Below are 17,053 nucleotides of genomic sequence, written 5' to 3' on the forward strand. Positions count from 1 at the left end.
AAGGGCCATCGGTTGTTGGGGTCTCGGCTACGGGCTTCGGGCTACGCCCTCCGCCCTTCACCGACACCCCAACAACCGATTCTCATCTTGATTGTCGCTACGCTCGCATCCTGTCAGTCGCCGCGCACCTTGCCCCGAACGGTGAACTGACCCGCGTGCCAATCGATATCATCAAGGCTGAGCCTTGCCACTTCGCACGCGCGCAATCCCAACCGGGCGAGCAGCATCAGGATCGCATAGTCTCTTCGACCGGCCGCAGTGTTCCGGTCGCAACCGTCGAGGACGCGCTGGCCCCCCTAGTGGGATTTCCGAGACGATACCCTCACCGATACCCGGGGACTTTTTGCTGGGGAGGTTCGAGTCCCGCAGCGGCAAATACTGCCTGAACACAGTCCGGCTTTGCTGGGGAGACGGCTCGCACGATTCTGACCGCCCGAACGCATAAATTGATCTCGCACGACGACCCGGCCCGTCGCCCATAAGGTACGATGCGATGAGGGGCAAGATATGTTTACGTATCTTATAGCGCCTATATGATATGAAGGCGGATCAAAGAGATTTGACGGCAACATGTAAATAAGATACGCAAACGTTCCATCGAATCTCAATATGAATCGTATCAGGATCATTAAGCGTGACATCGGATCCCCTCAACGAACTCGGCGACCTTCTGCGGCAGGCGAGATTAACCGCTGGCTTGACGCAGGAGCAGGTTGCCGATCTGGCCGGCCTATCCCGTCCCCGCTATCGGGATATCGAAACAGGCGCCGCGGCCGCCCGTGTCACCACGCTGATGAATGTCTCCCGCGCGCTCGGGTTGGAGATGATGCTGGTGCCGCAAGCAATGGTCCCCGCCGTCCGGGCGTTGATGCGTCCGCATGACGACGACGACTTGCCCGCCTTTGTTTCACAACCCGATTGAAGACGAACGTCATGGCTCAAACTCCTCACACACCTCAGGCGATCCAGTCCCTTGACGTGTTCCTGAATGCGCTGAAGGTTGGTGTGATCGTCAGGACGCCGGGCGACTTCAACGCGTTCAGCTTTGACGAGGCATATCGGGCGACGGGCGGTTCGCCGATCCTCAGCCTGTCCTTCCGGGCGGCTACCGGGGGTTTGCGCAAGGATCCTAAGCCAGTGAGCGGGGCGTTGCTGGCTTTCTTTGCGAACCTGCTGCCAGAGGACAAGCTGCGCGAGGCGATGGAAAAGCATCACGCAGGCGCCGTCCGTCCGGGCAATGACTTCGACCTGCTGGCAGCGCTCGGCGCGGATCTGCCGGGAGCAGTCAGGGTCCTGCCGAGTGACGGCACGAACGTGAAGCCGAAGGCCAGTGCAAAGGGAAAGCCAAAGGCGCGCTTTTCGCTCGCGGGCGTGCAGATGAAGCTGTCGGTGATGAAGAACACCGGCAAGGGTGGTGGTCTGACCCTTCCGCTCGATGACAGCCAGGGGCAATATATCGCGAAGTTCCCCTCGACGGCATTTCCCGGCGTGTCCGAAAACGAATTTGCCAATCTCGCCCTGGCGGCAGCGATCGGCATGGATGTGCCCGAGCGCGAACTGGTCGAGAAGTCCGATTTTGAAGGAATTCCGGAAGATTTCGACACGCTGTCGGAGGGTAAGGTTCTTCTCATCCGGCGCTTCGACCGTGGGCCACAAGGCGAGAGGATACACATTGAAGACTTTGCCCAGGTCTTTGGCGTCTATCCCTCCCGCAAATATGAAGGGGCTGCCTATCACGACATCGCTGCGGCCTTAAACACGGCCGTCTCCGCTGCCGCCGCGCTCGAATTCGTGCGCCGGCTGGCGCTAGCGGTGATGACGGGAAATGGCGACATGCACCTGAAAAACTGGTCGCTGATCTATCGAGATGAAGGCACCACGCCCGCGCTCGCACCGATCTACGACGTGTTGTCGACCATCCCCTACATTCCCTCAGACAGCATGGCGCTGTCGCTTGGTGGCGAACGGTCGTTCAAGACGCTGTTGGCGTCTCGCTGGAAATCCTTCGCGAACCGCGCGAGACTGCCCGAGCCAGCGGTTCTCCAAGCCGTGGTAGAGACGGCAGCACTCGTCAACGAGCGTTGGTGGCAGTTGCCAGAACGCGACATCGTGCCTGCGACGGTGCTGGAGCGTATCGACGCGCATGTGAAAGCGATCACACCGATTTTGAATTCTTGCGCAGAGAAATGAATCGTGCCGTTCCGAGGATCAGGCCAGGCGTCAGCCCCACATATGGTCTTAATAGCTGCTCATGGACGATCAACGGCCCCCAATTCACCCGGTCTTGGAAGCCAGGTCTGCAGATCAAACGGCCTGATAATGTCGGCCATTTTATCTTGCCCCACCTCGTGAACGGCGAGCATTGCGGAGGGTGTGGATTTGACCAGGCTACCTTCCTGGCTAGCGCCAATCCCGTACCGCGCTCGCCTCTGGGGCAGTTATGGGATCTACAGGGGTGATCCGTGAGGATCATGTCATGGCTGGAGCCAGGCAGCTAGCGGAGTTGAATGGCACATCGCTCACCCAGTTTCTGTCTTCGCTGATCGCTGCGGGTACGAGGGAGTTGAGGGCAAATGCAGACATCCGGCTCCGTGCAGAACATGCTAATCGGGCCGCGGCGCTTTCAATCCTCTCGCAGGTGCCAGATCCGACGCCCCTTGCCGGCGACGCATTGCCTGGGACGCATTGAAGGAGCGACAGCCTATGTAAAGAAGGAGCGTTTAGTCAACGTACCCTGTGCATGGCCAATAATCATACATGCCATGCAAGCAATATTTGATCGACCGGTCGATTCAAGACTGGTTGCTTATGGGCAATTGAAAATCTAAATATGAAATTTCACTTCTGCACTTGCCCCCTTATCCATCTCATTCAAGCATTCCATCCGCACAAAATCGCCTTGAGGATAGCGGCTGCATTTATTCTCGCTTCCCCAGTGCCGGTCTCATATGCACAGGACATACCAGCAAGGAGATTTTCGCTATGATTCGATCGGAACTTGTGGAAAAATTGTCCGTAGACCACCCCCACCTGTCCCGTGCGGAGCTTGCCAAGATCATCGACCTTTTCTTCACCTCGATAACAGAGCAACTGCGAGAGGGCGGCAGGGTAGAATTGCGCGATTTCGGGATATTTTCCGGTCGGTCAAGAACCGCTAGAATTAGCCGTAATCCTCGTTCAGGCGCACAAGTCCAGGTCACGGCCAAGCGCCTGCCCCATTTCAAATGCGGAAAGGCTTTGGCGAAGCGCATTAATAGCTGCTGATGGACCATCCGCGGCCCTCATCTTACCCGATCTTGCAAGATAGCCAGGCAGAAGAAACGGCCTGATTATATCGGTTGTCTTGTCTTGCCCCCGTGACCGGCGGGCATGGCGGAACACGAAGAATTGAACAGGCTTCCTTCCTGGTACGCGCTAAACCCGTTCGCCGCGCCTACACCGCACTCGCCTCTGGGGCGGTTATGGGGTCAACAGGATCGACTCGCCGTCCACCGACGCATCGCAAGGCGATGAACAGGACCGTAGGCCACAGCATGGTGTTGAGGATGTCAAGGCCCGTATCGTGCCACCGCCAGGAACCATAATATAGCCGATTCAGGATTTCGTTGCCGGCCTCAAAGACACCAACCGCCGCGAGCGGCACCGGCGTATCAAGGCGTTTTCCCGATAGGACCCGCACGCATATCATGACCAACAACCCTGCATGCACATGGAGCATGTCATCGGACAGACCGGTGGCATCGCGGATCGCATTGATCAATTCTGTATAGCGAGCCGGCACGTTCATATCGCCGACCATATCGGATGTGCGAGGGGTTGGCGATGCTTGTTCGCGCTTGCAACATTAATCCCGGTGCGCCCTGAGGGAACAGAAAAACCAGCTGAGCGCACCGGAACCGCAGAGGCACCCTTTAGGCACCACGCCAACTCTTTCCGCCGTCGCGGTTCGAGTCGCGCATTCGATAGCAGAGTGACCGCAAGCGCCAAGTCCGCTGCTGCCATTTGAAAGATTGACTATTTGTGGACGAGCTCTTTTAAAGAACTTGAAAACAGAAAATAGCGACGGAACGGGACGGATTTTCGCTATTGCCAGCCACAGACGCCGCGATCGGAAGCCTGCTGCTGCTACGATGCGGGCCAGGCGGCGCGATCAAGGATAGCCCTGCCACGACATCACAGGGTTCATGGTCTTAGATGCGGCAGCTAGCCCTTGTTTCAGACTGCAGCATCAGGAGCTCGGCCCTGCTCTTGTGAACCGGTTGGCGAAGCCTTTGCGCGCCGGGCCAATGCCCGCCGCATCCAGCCGGTCATTGGCTGTTCGACCAAAAGGTGAATGAGGATGCTCGATGATGTCGCAACAAGGACAGCCAAGAGAATGGCAAGCGGCGCATTTGGAAGGATGGCAAACTTGGCTCGCAGGGCAAGCAGGCCGGCAAGGACATGGAGGTGGAAGAGATAGATGGAATAAGACGCATCGCCAAGCAGCCCGCCAAGGCGCGTCAACCATCCTTGCGGACAATGAGAGCGCGCAGACACAAGCACCAGTCCTGTCCCACATAGCCCGAGAAAGATTACGCTGGGGAGAGTTTGGCTTATCAGCCCGCCACACCAATATACAGCGAGGATAGCAGTAAGCAGCACGCCAATCCCTATGAACGGATGGACAGGCAGTCGCCAATCACTGGGCGGCGACATTCTGTTCCAGAACAAGCCAAGGCCAACACCCATACCAAATTCGATATTTACGGAACTGAACAAAATCGACCAAGGACTGTCGATATAGCCGGTGGTGGCTCCCCAGGACGGTAGGAATGCGACATAGGCGATCGGGGAAACCACCCATGCCACCAGCAGCCAGCGAGACGCCCGCGGGCCAAAGAAACTCAGGGCAAAGAGGCTGTAGAAAATCAGTTCCTGGCGCAAGGTCCAGATGATGTCAGGTTTGACGTAGGAATAGGGGATGAGAAAAGCTGCCCTGGCGTAAGCGGCCCAGTCAATGGCATCGCGCGCGAACCCGCGCTGGAGCAGCGCGTAAGACAGGATGGCCAGCCACATCATCGGGACGATCCGGACAAAGCGCCGCGTGGCATAGGCCGATAGCGTCATTCTTGGACGAAGATCACTGCCCTTGAGGACGACCACCGACATGATGAATCCGCTGATGACGAAGAAGATATCGACGCCTGAGGAACCGCTTTCAAGCGCGCCGCCCAACAAGGTCAGGCCGCCATATTTGGGATCGGCAATCATCGCGGCGCAATGCCCGACGACCACGCCCAGTGCGCAGAAACCACGCAAAAACTGAATGCCGACAAGCTCTGCGCGATTGTCCATATTTATCAGCCCCCGACTCGCCGCGCCATGCATCAGGGCAGACGACCAGCCATTACTATGAGACTGTCCAAAGAGAAACCTGTGCCTGGGGTATGGGTCAATTACTGATAGAGGAGATCAGTCAGGCTCTGGGCCGCGGCCCGCAGCCGGGAAGCGCGGATCCTGGCCACCGCGACGTATCAATGGAGGCGTGCACATCTGCGCCATGCACTGGTCCTGCCGTCATGGTCAGATCAACGACCATCGAAAAGAACCTATAGATGGTGCCCTCGGCGCAGGCCAAAGACAATATCCCTGGCATGTCCCTCATTGCAATCTGCTATGCGTGTCGTTCCTCACGGCTAGATCCTTGTCATGAAGCCATGCACCCGACCTGTTTTGCCACCGGTGACCGCGCCAACGCACTGTTGGCTTCACCTGCGCGCAAATTGCGCGCTATTTTGCTCGCAGGCGCGGCCCGCATACGCGCGGTCAGACCCTTCTCGCATGGCTACCATTTTGCGCGTTGAACTGCCCGCGACATTCGGTGCATGGCGCGACACCAAGCCTGCTGATCGCCATCGGTCTGCCGTGGCACCTTGCCAATTTATGCTCAATTGGTTATATATCGACCAGAGTTGCTTTGGATAACTGCGTGCCCGATCTTCAAGCTTTGTCGATCAACCACGCCGCATGAGCGCGGCCCGATGCGCATAGACAGCATCCTCATTATAGAGCGTCCCGCTGAGAGCTGCCGCTTCCATCAGCTGGCACAGGGCCTGACGATCATGATGTAGGCGAGCGACATGATCTGCAAGCTTTTCAATGCTATGTCCAGGGGCGAACAATCCGCCTCCATATGTCTGCGTCAATCCGCGTGGATAGGCCGTGTCATAGCCAATGATCGGGCATCCGCTGACCAGCGCCTCGATAAGGCAGCGCGCAGATTCTGGCGTTTTGTGGCAGAACAGCAAGAGATCGCTCTCCTGCAGCCGGTCCAGAAGGTGCGTGCGCCTCCCTTCGAATCCTGGAAAGTCAATGACGTTGTTGAGACCAGCGCGCGACACCTGTGCTTTGAGTGCGGGCAAATCGGGTCCATCACCGATCCAGCACGCTTGAAACGCAATTCCTTGCGTATGCAGGCGTGCCAGGCACGCCAGCCAGTCGAACGGCCCTTTCATGCCAGCAACCCGGCCCACATAGACTATCTTGAGTGGTTCTCCAGCAAGGGCTCGGTCCTGCTTCCGCAACAGGGCGGACGCGGAAATCTGCTCCGTGCATCGGGTGTGGGTGTCATAGGTGCAATGCGGATCGGATGCCGATCTTGCATAATAAGCAAAACTATCGCCTCCCTGCAGCAGCGCTACAGTGCTTTTGCGCAAGACATACCGAATTGCAGCCTGTGTAAAGGGCATGACCATCTCCGCCAAAAGCCGCTTCAGCGGTGCCCGTGCCAGCTTGTTGCGGATGACAAAGGGTTCGACCCGATCAATCCACGCAGCATAACGCCGTCGCTGTTCGATAGCTTCAAGGGCCGCGATGGTGGGCCAATCGCCGATGATACTGCCCAATGTGAAGCAGAGATGGCGGTGGGTCGCGACAGCTTGGCGCAGTTCGTTCCGAACCGCGCCATAATGGAGGATCATTTTGCGTGGGGTATAAGCGTGTGGCAGTATCACAAGTCGCGCGCGCGCACCCAGGAGGCCCTCATCCGTACGGACCCAGGATGCCGAGCCCCCGCTGACCGCATTCGCCTGGCTTTCCACACCATAAAAGGTAACCCGATCGAAATGCCGGCACCATTGTTCGATACCAGCGGCAGTCTGCTCATCCACTTCCGGACCATAAGGACCCTGTCGGATAGACACATGGGTTACAAGAAGAAGCGAGGCTTGATCGTCGAGCGCCATATGCTTCAAGCCTGCCGGTTGGACTAAGATGGTGGCGCTATCGCCCCCTGCCGCTGTCCGAATCGCTTCAGGTACGCTGCCAGATTGTCCAGGATTGCCTATCACGTGCGATGGCCCTTGCATTGTTTATATTCGCTTTCTTCAAATACCTCAAATATGCTGGCCAGCATCGTCGCTCGTCTTGCGCGCACAGCAGAGATTGGCAAGGGGTGAATAGAAAGCACGCCAGCAGTATCAGGCCCGCATCCCTACAAACACGTGCCTGCATCTGCTGCCCGATATTAAGCACACGCCTGCCTGACCTAATGCTACCCCGTCCCCATCCTATTCCAACTACCCTCTTTGACTTTTAGCCGCGATCGCAAACGGCCAATCTCGTCGCGCTAAAGCGTAACGGGCGGCGATGCATGACGGCGTTTACGCAAGGACCTCATCAAGTCATCACCAGCGGCAGTATTTTTAGGGCTCCGGACTTTCCTCCCGCCAACGGCACAGACGAAAGCGACAGCCAGAACCATGAACAAACCTACCAATGCGTCGCGCGAGAGCAGACTGCTTTCTGTTACATTATGCCCCATGCAAAAGATCAGCATGGCCGAAATAAGAGCGCCCTCCTCCGCCTTGATGCTCTGATCAGCCAGCAGCTTCCAGATGGGCCAAATGATGAGCGCGAAGACGGCAATCACAAGGCCCGGCAAACCGACAGTTACAAGCAGATCAAGATACCCATTATGCCCGACAGTTATCTGCGTCAGCATACCTGATCCATATTGATAGACCGGGCTATATGGCCCGATATTCCAAAAGGACCCAAATCCCGAACCCGTGCCAAGATTGTCTCCTGCATAGCGAACAAGCATGCCCCAGATATAACCTCGGCCGGTAAAGGCCGAAGGTGCCAGATAATTGAATATCAATATATCTTTATACGCGCTCAATGCCATTCCGCCCAAGGATGCGGCAATAGCGATCGCCGGGATTGCGTACATCCTAAAGCGCCTGGAATAAAATTGGTAAATCCAGCCGGCCAGCAACGCGATGGCGGTCATGCCGCCCGATGTCTTGGACTGGGTCCGGTACATGAAATAGGCAGACAAGAGTATGACGAGAATACGCCAGACTGTAGGTATCTTCTTCGCATCGAAAAGAAATAGCAGGATGGTGATGGCGCAGGTGGCCCCGGCAAAATTCTTATGAACCAGAAACCCGCGCCAGTTGCCGATCAGTGCAGAAGCGATGGCTGAGTCGGTCATCATGTGAATGCCTGTGGCCGGATCAAGAAATACCACGGCGTAATTTGCGACCAACGCCACGACCAGAGCAACGCGTACGACATTCAATGTTGAACGATAGCCCGCTTGCTGCACCACGAGAAAAGTCGTCCAGACCACCACTGTTGTCAGAAGGAGGCGACGTACCGCAATATCGGGCGCGATCGCCCAAGCCAGGCTAACCCAGCACCAAGCAATGGCGAGCAATATCGGCCACGGCATCGCTATCAGTCGCCAACGGCTGATGGCGGGTCTAGCGCCATAGATGGCCAGCGCGAGGATCAACAGATACCCAATTTGCCGTTGACTACTGCCCTCGCCTGTCAAAGGCAGTTCGTTATATGTCATGAGCGGTGCAAGCAGTACCATTATCAGCAAGGCCACTGTCGCAAACTCGATCGCTCGCTCATGCCAGCTTTTTGTCAGAACGGCATCGGTCTTTGATGACCCCTGCTCCTGAAGCTGATCTAGGAACGAAGGCGATTGGGTTTTGATGTCTTCCATGCCTATGTTTCCCGCTCTTTAAGCCCGATCCGAACATTGTTTAGCAATAGCAGCATGTTGCGATCCACGCCTCGTTATGAGGAGGAAGAGTGAATGTTGGCATGGACTGGTATTGCCCGGCAAGTGCATAGCCGGGAGGGACTGCGATATCCATCGGATATGACGGACGCGCAGTGGCGCCCGCAGCGCTGTTGTGGATCCGGCAAGGCGTGGCGGTCGATCTCGATCGGCAGACATAGTCCGCCGTCACCCAGCGTTCGCTCTCGGACTGCGCGATCATGACTGTGCCTCCAGGCCCGGCACGTCGCGTGCGGTTGTACGTCGATCTTCCATTGCCAGCTTGAGGATGGGATCGCCGCTACGGTCGATCGGTGCCCCAGAAGAGCTTTCGGCCGGGCAACTTGAGCGATCAATTTCGTAGTTAGATCATAGACTTATGAACTCACCAAGAGCATGAATAGCACGATCTGGAATGTGGAAAAGGATGGATGTGAATGGACACGGCGGTTCGAGTCCTGCTGGGCATCGTACTGGCTAGGGCTTGTCCGAAATATGACTACAATTTCGGTCAGGTAGGTGGGGTTCAGTCCCTATATCCGCGACTTCTCGAGCCCGCTGAGACGCTCCACCAATATGGAGCGGCGAACCTGGTCGAGGAAGAGAGTGTCATCGCCTTAGACGGATGAATTGGAGGGCACGACCCAGACTATCCAACATAAAAACCTAATTTGCGCTCGACGCAATAACCTAAAAGTGACACAGGACGAAAACCTAATAATCGCGAAACACGAAAACCTAATGGTTGCGCATCATCGAGGGTGAATGCCGTGGCCACTCCCCAGCAAAAGCTTGCGGACGCGCTCGATACTTTGCTCGCAGCCGACAATCTCACGCCTGGAAAACCTTCCCGACACGCGTGCCCTCCTGCCCATGGGGCGAGAGATGGTTGATCTGTACTGCGAGAGTTTCCGCACCGTGCCCAGGCGCGTTGTCCTCGACATCGATGACGCCTTCGATGCCGTGCACAGCGGTTAGCAGTTGCGATTGTTCAATGCCCATCACAACGAATATGGATTCCAGCCCATCGTCGTGTTCGATGGCGAGGGTCGCTTCATCACCGCCGTCCTGCGCCCGGCCAAACGGCCCGGCGGCAAGGAGATCAGGGCTTTCCTGCGTCGCCTGATGCGGGCGATCCGCGCCAACTGGCCAGAGATGCAAATCCTACTGCACGGCGAAAGTCACTATTGCTGCCCCGAAGTCATTGACTGGTGCCAGGCCGGGGGCCACGAATTTATCCTGGGCGTCGCGCCGACGTCGACATTGCGCCGTCACATCGCCGCTCTCGAGGCCAACACCAAAGCCCGCTTCCACGCGGCACCTGAAGCCGGCAAGGCGCATCGCTTCAAGTCCTTCCACGACGGCGCGAAAAGCTGGAGCCGCGCCGAGCGGATTATCGCCCGCGTCGAGGTCGGCGATCAGGGCACGGACACGTGTTTCGTCGTTACAAATCTCAAGAAGGGCTCGCGCCGCCGGCTGTACGAGCAGGTCTATTGCCGGCGAGGCCAGGCGGAAAATCACATCAAGTCCTGGAAAACCCACCTCGCCGCCGATCGCACATCCTGCACCAGGACCACCGCCAACCATCTGTGTTTCTCGATGCCGGTGCCTAGTGGCTCATGTGGGGCCTGCGTAGCGCCATGCCTAAAGGTTCAACCTGGCGCACCGTCCAGTTCGATACTTTACGCCAGTGCCTCATCAAGGTCGCTGCCCGCGTCACCGAGTTGAAGACCCTTATCCCTATCCAATGGCCCGCCGCCTGTCCCGACCAGAAAATCTTGCCCCTCGCCCTCGATCGCATCCCTCGCCTCATCACCGGAACCACGGGGCAGTGCACCCTCAAATCAAACGCCGCACTTAAACCCGCAAACCTCAATGACCCTGAAATCCGGATCATCCCCGGCAATGAAGCGACGCGCCCGCCGCTTGCTCAAAATCCAAATCCTGGCCTGCGCTGACCAACCAGATGAATTTTACGGGCTAGAGGCACTTGATCTTGCCCGAACGCACGGACGTTAAGGGGCGACCAGGGGCATAAATCTGTCATGCGTAGCCTAGTAACCTTTTCCGTTCGAAGGGAGGACAGAACGATGACGAACGACCAATTCAGAGGCAGCATGTTGCATTTTACGTCTCGCCATCGTCAAACGCTGCGCTACTCTTCGATCTGGCACGGTTGCGAGGTAGATCGATGAGCCCGCCATGAGATCGAAAGAGAGCCATTCCATGCAAGTCGGTTCCGTGCAAGGCAAAGCGAAACGACTACCCGTTCTTGATGGCATGCGCGGGTGGGCAGCCCTTGCGGTCCTGGGTTACCATATGGGGCCAATGATGCCAGGATGGAACGCCTTCCCCTACGGCTATCTCGCTGTCGACTTCTTTTTTGTTCTAAGTGGCTTTGTCATCGCGCATGCATATGGACCGACATTAAAGAAATCGGGGTCATTTCGTTCATTCTTAGCAATCCGGTTTATCCGATTATACCCGTTACTGTTTCTTGGAACAATAATGGGCATCATAGTTTATACTATACGGTTAAATATATCTAACCAAAGTGTAAGCCATGATCATATCCTGGTAGTCTTTTTTTCTCTTTTCGCGATACCGGCGATCTGGATAGATCCATTTCCTGTAAATCCTCCCGTCTGGTCTTTATTTTGGGAAGTAGTTTCCAACATATTATTTGCATTTTTCTACATATATTTACGCATAAGACATATCTTATTTGTTCTTTTTTTGCTTCTGATATGGCTCGCCAGTGCGGCGCTATCGAGCGGCAGCTGGCTAGAACTTGGTACCGTTCGCGAATTTTGGTGGGCAGGCCTGCCTAGATCCGGAAGCTTGTTCCTGATCGGAGTACTGATTCAAATTGCCGTACTACCGCGCATTGAAATCCAACCAAAGTCTCGACCCTGGGTCTACATCATATTGTTACTATCCATGTCAGTGTCGATACCCTCAACATTTCCACGAATATGGATTGACGCAATATGCGCCATATTCCTATTTCCAGCAATTATCCTTTTCGCTGCAAATAGTGATGCCTGTTTGCCGAGAATATCCCATTTTTTTGGAGAATTATCCTATCCACTCTACGCGACGCATATGCCAATTATTATCGTATTAGGTGGTATCTTTGCGCGCTTGACTAACATAGAAAATATGTATGTATTTATCAGCACATTATCGATAATAATTTCATATTCATATTTTGCACATCGATATTATGATATTCCCGTCAGACGTATGCTAACAACAAAATTGTATCGATCGTGATTGAAAATTCTTATCAGGACATTCCATGTTTATGCATGTAATTGGCGACAGTCGATTATTTCTACTGTTCAAAATCCTCTCAAGCCCGCAAGGCGACATCACCATGCCTGGCCACGAGAGCTATGGCAGATCCAAGGTCGGGACGCTTTGCAAGGCGTGACGTCGTTAAGCGTTCACCCTGTTTACCCATGCCGTCCAGCGCGCTTATCCAAATCTTGACGACCGTTCATACAGATGCGGTCAACGACCCCAGAGGAACGGCTGATCCTGCCAGCATTTGCCAAGAACCACCATGGCGCGAAATGTGCGAGGCGTAGCGCCGCCTGGTCTGCAGAACCAAGGCACCTATGCAGGACACGCAAGTCCGCAACATCGTCACCCGCCTCCGACACGCTGTATGGTGGCCGTGGACACACTGAGGGCTGCATCGAGGGATAGACGCCCAATGCACCAGCGAACGCCCTTTGTGCGGTTAAGCAAACATGTGCACCGCCGCTTTGTCATTTGCGTGGCACCTTGATCCGGCTTTCGCAAAGTCTCCGGCACCACCCATCACCGTGTTCGTAATATTACGCTTCAAGCATCGAGCGCGTGGCGCGCGTCCTCGATACCATATCCATATCTGCGTTGCGAACGCTCGCGTCGATCCTGATGCCAACCTCTTACGCATCATTGCCACTACGTCCAGGCTGGACTGGTATAGTCCTTGGAACCGTTTGGGCCGTACCCCAGATATCCGCAGATCAGAATTTCAATAGACCAATCAAGCCACTCGAACCACCGCGATGATAACATACCGCAACGCCGTTCTCGCTTGAAGCGACAACGGCGAGCACGCCCCCGAAAAACGCCAAAAACCGAAGCGGCAAGTCACCCGCTAATGACAACGATTGTCAATTGCATTGCTGCTGCCAAACAGGTAAATTCGCAACGACGTTAGAATTAAGGACAGTTAATAAATATATTTATAAGCTTTATCATAGACTTATACGATAATACTCGCTCTACAATGCCTAATACGACTTTCATATTATCAGATATGAACGTCCAATAATATTGATATTAAGTATTCGTTTTATTCCATTATGGAAATCAAAATTTCATTATATAATTGCTTGCAATATCATGCATAGGGGAAATATATGACGCAATATAATCATAGCCAGAGCCCTTCTTTAGGCCAAAACAAACAAATAGATGATAATGCACAAGAAAGTTCTGAAAACGATAACAGAAGAAAGTCGGCGCGAAATATCTCTGTTCTTCAGATTGGCAAACTTGTCACAGACCGTGACCAAATGCTTTGCCTTGTTAAAAATATATCAGCAGGTGGTGCCAAAGTTTATGCGTTGCGATCGCTTGCAGTAGACAAGCGACTACGCATTGAATTTAGAAGCGGGATTACGGTCGACGGCTCAACGATTTGGGCCGACGGTTTAACGGCCGGCATTCGCTTTGATCATGAAATCGACATATCGCAATTAGTCGGCTCGGGAGCAGAATCGATCAGGGCAGGACAGTTTCCCCGCCATCCTCGCCTCGATATCATTGCCGCAGCAACGATGAAATGGGACGAGTCCTCGGCCGCAGGGGAAGTCATTAATATTTCTCAGACGGGTGTATGCATCGAAGCCCACCCTCTGCCTTTGGTACACCAGCGCGTGACTTTGAAAGTCGAAAATCTTCCGACGCTGCAGGCTCGGGTTGTTTGGCGGAATGACAGAAGGGCTGGATTAGCCTTCAATCAATCACTGCCTTATGAGATGTTGGGCCATTGGGTGATGGAACAGCGCCCGCGTCGATTTCTGTAAATGTGAAATATAATCTAGTCACATGATCATATCATTTAAGTTTATAGTATATGGATTATAGTATTATACCATTTACCTTAATTTTTATTGCGGCTCAATAATACCGGTAGATAATAATATCATTAAAAATGCACCTGCAAATAATCGATAATAAACAAATAATCTATAGCCCTTTGTGGATACTAATTTAAGAAAAACGATTATGGCGCAATATCCTGTTACAAATGATACTATAGTTGCAATAATAGTAGGAACTGCAGCAGAAGACGAAAATGTGTTCCACTTTGAAATTAGTTGAAAAAACCCAGCGGCAAACACAGCTGGGATGGCCAATAGGAAAGAGTAACGCGCAATCGTATCCTTCGTATACCCCAAAAATAGACCGGCGGTGATCGTGCCGCCGGAGCGAGATACGCCAGGAATGAGTGCTAAGGCTTGAGCGAGACCAAGGATAAAGCCGTCACGAGCGGATAGTTGATCAAGAGTCAGTGCTTTACGTCCGTAGAATTCACCAGCCCCCAACAATAATCCAAAAAATACCAGCATCGATGCAGTGATGTAAAGGCTCCGCATAGTGCCTTCAATTGCATCTTTGAATAATACCCCGAAAATCGCGATTGGCAATGTCCCTAAAATGATGAGCCATCCCAGTCGAGCGTCTTGACTTCTCATATTGGTCGATGACCAGGGCTGCGAAAGCCAGGCTCGTACAATCCTCCAAATATCTTGCCGGAAATATAATAGAACGGCAGCTTCCGTCCCGATCTGCACGACAGCCGTGAAAGCAGCGCCTGGATCGCCAGATGACAAGAACGTTCCAGCTATCCTTAGATGGGCGCTCGATGAAATTGGAAGGAATTCGGTCAATCCTTGAATTATTCCAAATATTATTGCGTCAACAAAATTCATCCAAACCTCCCATCAAACCAAAAATCGATCGGAATCATCCAAGCATTTCAATTGCAATCCAGATGTTGTGGATATGAAGTGCGTGAGCACGAGTAAAGCTCAATGGATGCGATCTGGATGGGTTATTCCTTTTTACGCATCGTGATGGAGTCCAACCTATATATGGCTCGACATAAATCTGTCACTCACAAGGCGCCGTACAAGATTGAATCGCTTGAAATTTAAAGACGAACACCACGGCAGTCGAAGACGATGCACCTGTGAGATCTATAGCCCTCAATGATCGCGCCGCAGATTTAACGGCAGATGAAGGTGCCGGTGGTTGGATAAATAGTTAATGACAGGGGCAAAGTTGAACTGACGACGGCCGGCACGTAGCCTCCTTCGACTATCGTCGCGCTCGGCTCGATCCAAATGATCTGACAGATCACATTTTTTGCGCATGTCGAATATCAGCGGCGCAGGACGATGGCACTGAATGCTATTGCGGATTGGCCTCATTGACACCGTGAGGCGCAATACAACATGATCCACGAAGCGTACGATTGCGCATGTGACACCACATATTCGCGGCGCGCGCGATCCGGTGACGCGTTCACGCAGGCCGCCATTTACGTCTTGCCCATAGCCTGATCGATTAGACCTTGATTTGCCTGGACTCTATTGTAATCAGAACCCTGCAAACGTAGAAAAGCATGGGAAATCACCAAAGAATCTGAACGAACTTGCCAATAATCAGACCTGTTTAAAATTCCTGCGCTTCTTGATGCAGAGCTTATTAACAATTTTTTCGGCATATTAATATGACAGACAATGGGTCAGGCCCCATGCGCAGCCCGCCGTCGAATAATAGTCCGATGGAGATAATTAAGTAAAAAATTCATTGATGTATTTTATTACATCATTAAAATATTGAGATCATTTTGTGTATTTTTTTGCTTGATAATATTAATAGAACAATATCGATAGCATCTTTAAATAGATTGTTAGTTCTTTATAAATGAGTGACAGATTTTCATTTCTCGCGCAGCTTGATGATAAAGATATTATTCTTGATACAGCGTCTTTGATTCTTAGCGCCCTCGATTATGATAATATTTCGTTCGATCCATATATAGATCTACTTAAATCTATTGGTGATGAAATCGAATTTGTCAGCTCCTTGTCGTCCGGAAGTGATATTGCTGCCACTCTTGTGGATGTTATTGCTTATAAATTCGGCTTTTCAGGCAAGAGGGCGATTGGAGATTCCCGGTTAAGCGCTGGCCTGATGCCCGTCATCGACCGGCGCGAAGGGCCGCCGACATCTTTAGCGATACTGTATGTTTCAGCAGCACGACGAATGGGTTGGGTAGCCGACGTAGTTAGCCTGCCACCCCAAATTCTGGTGCGCGTGGGGCCTGCAGACCATCCACGTTTTATCGACCCGTCCACGGGAAAAATTCATGCAAGTGCGCCCCACTTGAGCGGCGGGCCGGCATCAAGGTGGCTGGCGAAGATCGTCCCCGCGAACGACAATTTTATACCGATATCGAACAGAATGGTACTCGTTTTGTCGTTGACCGAGGAGGCAAATAGCGCTGAGCGGAGTGGAGATTATTCAAGAGCGATGAAATTACACGAGCGCATAACAATCATTGCCCCATCGCATTGTGAGGGATGGTGGAATTTGGCGGGCATGCAAACGAGGCTCGGACACTTCGACGAGGCTCGACGGAGCCTGTGGGCCGTGCTTGAAATCACCCGCGACACAGCCTGTCGCCAGATAATCGCATCTGCACTCGTCAGGTTGGGAAGCTAAAGGGAGCACCTCGGTGGGCAGGCCGCCGGCACCACATGCTTGGGCGCGAGTGCCTGGAACGCGCCATTGCTGCACCCCTCCGTGCCAACGACGGTGAGACAAAGCACCGCCGGTAATTTAGCCTTGAGGGCGCGGATGAGATATCACCATGGTTATGCCGCGTATTCCAAACGACGAGACGAACTCCGCCGCCGCAGGCGC

At 53.6% G+C, this 17,053-nt stretch carries 11 protein-coding genes and 3 pseudogenes; 8 read left to right on the top strand and 6 right to left on the bottom strand.

Going from position 1 to position 17,053, the window contains the following annotated elements:
* Positions 1 to 113: 113 nt before the first annotated feature.
* Positions 114 to 266 (bottom strand): annotated as a pseudogene (locus SxD43FB_RS26110) (tyrosine-type recombinase/integrase); the annotation flags it as partial.
* Positions 267 to 634: 368 nt separating this feature from the next.
* Here SxD43FB_RS26110 and SxD43FB_RS20895 point away from each other — a divergent pair.
* The 3 genes from SxD43FB_RS20895 (at position 635) to SxD43FB_RS20905 (ending at position 3,264) form a co-directional block, all read left to right on the top strand.
* Positions 635 to 922 carry a helix-turn-helix domain-containing protein gene (locus tag SxD43FB_RS20895; RefSeq protein WP_169575206.1) on the top strand — a complete coding sequence of 96 codons (288 nt, stop codon included), beginning with the start codon at positions 635 to 637 and terminating at the stop codon, positions 920 to 922.
* Between the two features lie 11 nt (positions 923 to 933).
* Positions 934 to 2,190, top strand: a complete 1,257-nt coding sequence (locus SxD43FB_RS20900) for a HipA domain-containing protein (protein ID WP_096063827.1) — start codon at positions 934 to 936, stop codon at positions 2,188 to 2,190.
* Between the two features lie 792 nt (positions 2,191 to 2,982).
* On the top strand, positions 2,983 to 3,264 hold the full coding sequence (locus SxD43FB_RS20905) for an HU family DNA-binding protein (protein WP_096063828.1): 282 nt from the start codon (positions 2,983 to 2,985) through the stop codon (positions 3,262 to 3,264).
* Positions 3,265 to 3,433: 169 nt separating this feature from the next.
* On the opposite strand, the gene SxD43FB_RS20910 is transcribed toward SxD43FB_RS20905, so the two are convergent.
* From SxD43FB_RS20910 to SxD43FB_RS20925, 4 genes are all read right to left on the bottom strand, one after another.
* Positions 3,434 to 3,799: a hypothetical protein gene (locus SxD43FB_RS20910; RefSeq protein WP_176482879.1), complete on the bottom strand. Its 366-nt coding sequence runs from the start codon at positions 3,797 to 3,799 to the stop codon at positions 3,434 to 3,436.
* A gap of 416 nt (positions 3,800 to 4,215) precedes the next feature.
* On the bottom strand, positions 4,216 to 5,334 hold the full coding sequence (locus tag SxD43FB_RS20915) for an acyltransferase (protein ID WP_176482880.1): 1,119 nt from the start codon (positions 5,332 to 5,334) through the stop codon (positions 4,216 to 4,218).
* 659 nt (positions 5,335 to 5,993) lie between these two features.
* Complete coding sequence (locus SxD43FB_RS20920) at positions 5,994 to 7,223, bottom strand: glycosyltransferase (protein ID WP_176482881.1); 1,230 nt, start codon at positions 7,221 to 7,223, stop codon at positions 5,994 to 5,996.
* A 383-nt stretch (positions 7,224 to 7,606) separates the two neighbouring features.
* Positions 7,607 to 8,998: an O-antigen ligase family protein gene (locus tag SxD43FB_RS20925; protein ID WP_096063831.1), complete on the bottom strand. Its 1,392-nt coding sequence runs from the start codon at positions 8,996 to 8,998 to the stop codon at positions 7,607 to 7,609.
* Positions 8,999 to 9,091: 93 nt separating this feature from the next.
* On the opposite strand from SxD43FB_RS20925, the pseudogene SxD43FB_RS20930 reads away from it, so the two are divergent.
* From SxD43FB_RS20930 to SxD43FB_RS20960, 4 genes and pseudogenes are all read left to right on the top strand, one after another.
* Positions 9,092 to 9,233 (top strand): annotated as a pseudogene (locus tag SxD43FB_RS20930) (IS5/IS1182 family transposase); the annotation flags it as partial.
* A 632-nt stretch (positions 9,234 to 9,865) separates the two neighbouring features.
* Positions 9,866 to 10,869 (top strand): annotated as a pseudogene (locus SxD43FB_RS20945) (IS1380 family transposase); the annotation flags it as partial.
* Between the two features lie 412 nt (positions 10,870 to 11,281).
* On the top strand, positions 11,282 to 12,331 hold the full coding sequence (locus SxD43FB_RS20955; RefSeq protein ID WP_176482884.1) for an acyltransferase: 1,050 nt from the start codon (positions 11,282 to 11,284) through the stop codon (positions 12,329 to 12,331).
* Positions 12,332 to 13,473: 1,142 nt separating this feature from the next.
* Entirely contained in the window at positions 13,474 to 14,142 is a 669-nt protein-coding gene (locus tag SxD43FB_RS20960) for a PilZ domain-containing protein (RefSeq protein ID WP_096063836.1), read from the top strand.
* Positions 14,143 to 14,226: 84 nt separating this feature from the next.
* On the opposite strand, the gene SxD43FB_RS20965 is transcribed toward SxD43FB_RS20960, so the two are convergent.
* Entirely contained in the window at positions 14,227 to 15,051 is an 825-nt protein-coding gene (locus SxD43FB_RS20965) for an undecaprenyl-diphosphate phosphatase (protein WP_096063837.1), read from the bottom strand.
* Positions 15,052 to 16,051: 1,000 nt separating this feature from the next.
* Here SxD43FB_RS20965 and SxD43FB_RS20970 point away from each other — a divergent pair.
* Complete coding sequence (locus tag SxD43FB_RS20970) at positions 16,052 to 16,852, top strand: tetratricopeptide repeat protein (protein WP_096063838.1); 801 nt, start codon at positions 16,052 to 16,054, stop codon at positions 16,850 to 16,852.
* The last annotated feature ends 201 nt before the right edge of the window (positions 16,853 to 17,053 follow it).

The sequence above is a fragment of the Sphingobium sp. D43FB genome (assembly GCF_002312805.1).
Classification (GTDB): Bacteria; Pseudomonadota; Alphaproteobacteria; order Sphingomonadales; family Sphingomonadaceae; genus Sphingobium.

What these genes read in the sequence shown, in the direction of transcription:
- SxD43FB_RS20960 (WP_096063836.1), top strand. Translation starts at nt 13,474, where the DNA reads ATGACGCAATATAATCATAGCCAGAGCCCTTCTTTAGGCCAAAACAAA.
- SxD43FB_RS20905 (WP_096063828.1), top strand. Translation starts at nt 2,983, where the DNA reads ATGATTCGATCGGAACTTGTGGAAAAATTGTCCGTAGACCACCCCCAC.
- SxD43FB_RS20955 (WP_176482884.1), top strand. Translation starts at nt 11,282, where the DNA reads ATGCAAGTCGGTTCCGTGCAAGGCAAAGCGAAACGACTACCCGTTCTT.
- SxD43FB_RS20965 (WP_096063837.1), bottom strand. Translation starts at nt 15,051, where the DNA reads ATGAATTTTGTTGACGCAATAATATTTGGAATAATTCAAGGATTGACC.
- SxD43FB_RS20900 (WP_096063827.1), top strand. Translation starts at nt 934, where the DNA reads ATGGCTCAAACTCCTCACACACCTCAGGCGATCCAGTCCCTTGACGTG.
- SxD43FB_RS20925 (WP_096063831.1), bottom strand. Translation starts at nt 8,998, where the DNA reads ATGGAAGACATCAAAACCCAATCGCCTTCGTTCCTAGATCAGCTTCAG.
- SxD43FB_RS20915 (WP_176482880.1), bottom strand. Translation starts at nt 5,334, where the DNA reads ATGGACAATCGCGCAGAGCTTGTCGGCATTCAGTTTTTGCGTGGTTTC.
- SxD43FB_RS20920 (WP_176482881.1), bottom strand. Translation starts at nt 7,223, where the DNA reads ATGGCGCTCGACGATCAAGCCTCGCTTCTTCTTGTAACCCATGTGTCT.
- SxD43FB_RS20970 (WP_096063838.1), top strand. Translation starts at nt 16,052, where the DNA reads ATGAGTGACAGATTTTCATTTCTCGCGCAGCTTGATGATAAAGATATT.
- SxD43FB_RS20910 (WP_176482879.1), bottom strand. Translation starts at nt 3,799, where the DNA reads ATGGTCGGCGATATGAACGTGCCGGCTCGCTATACAGAATTGATCAAT.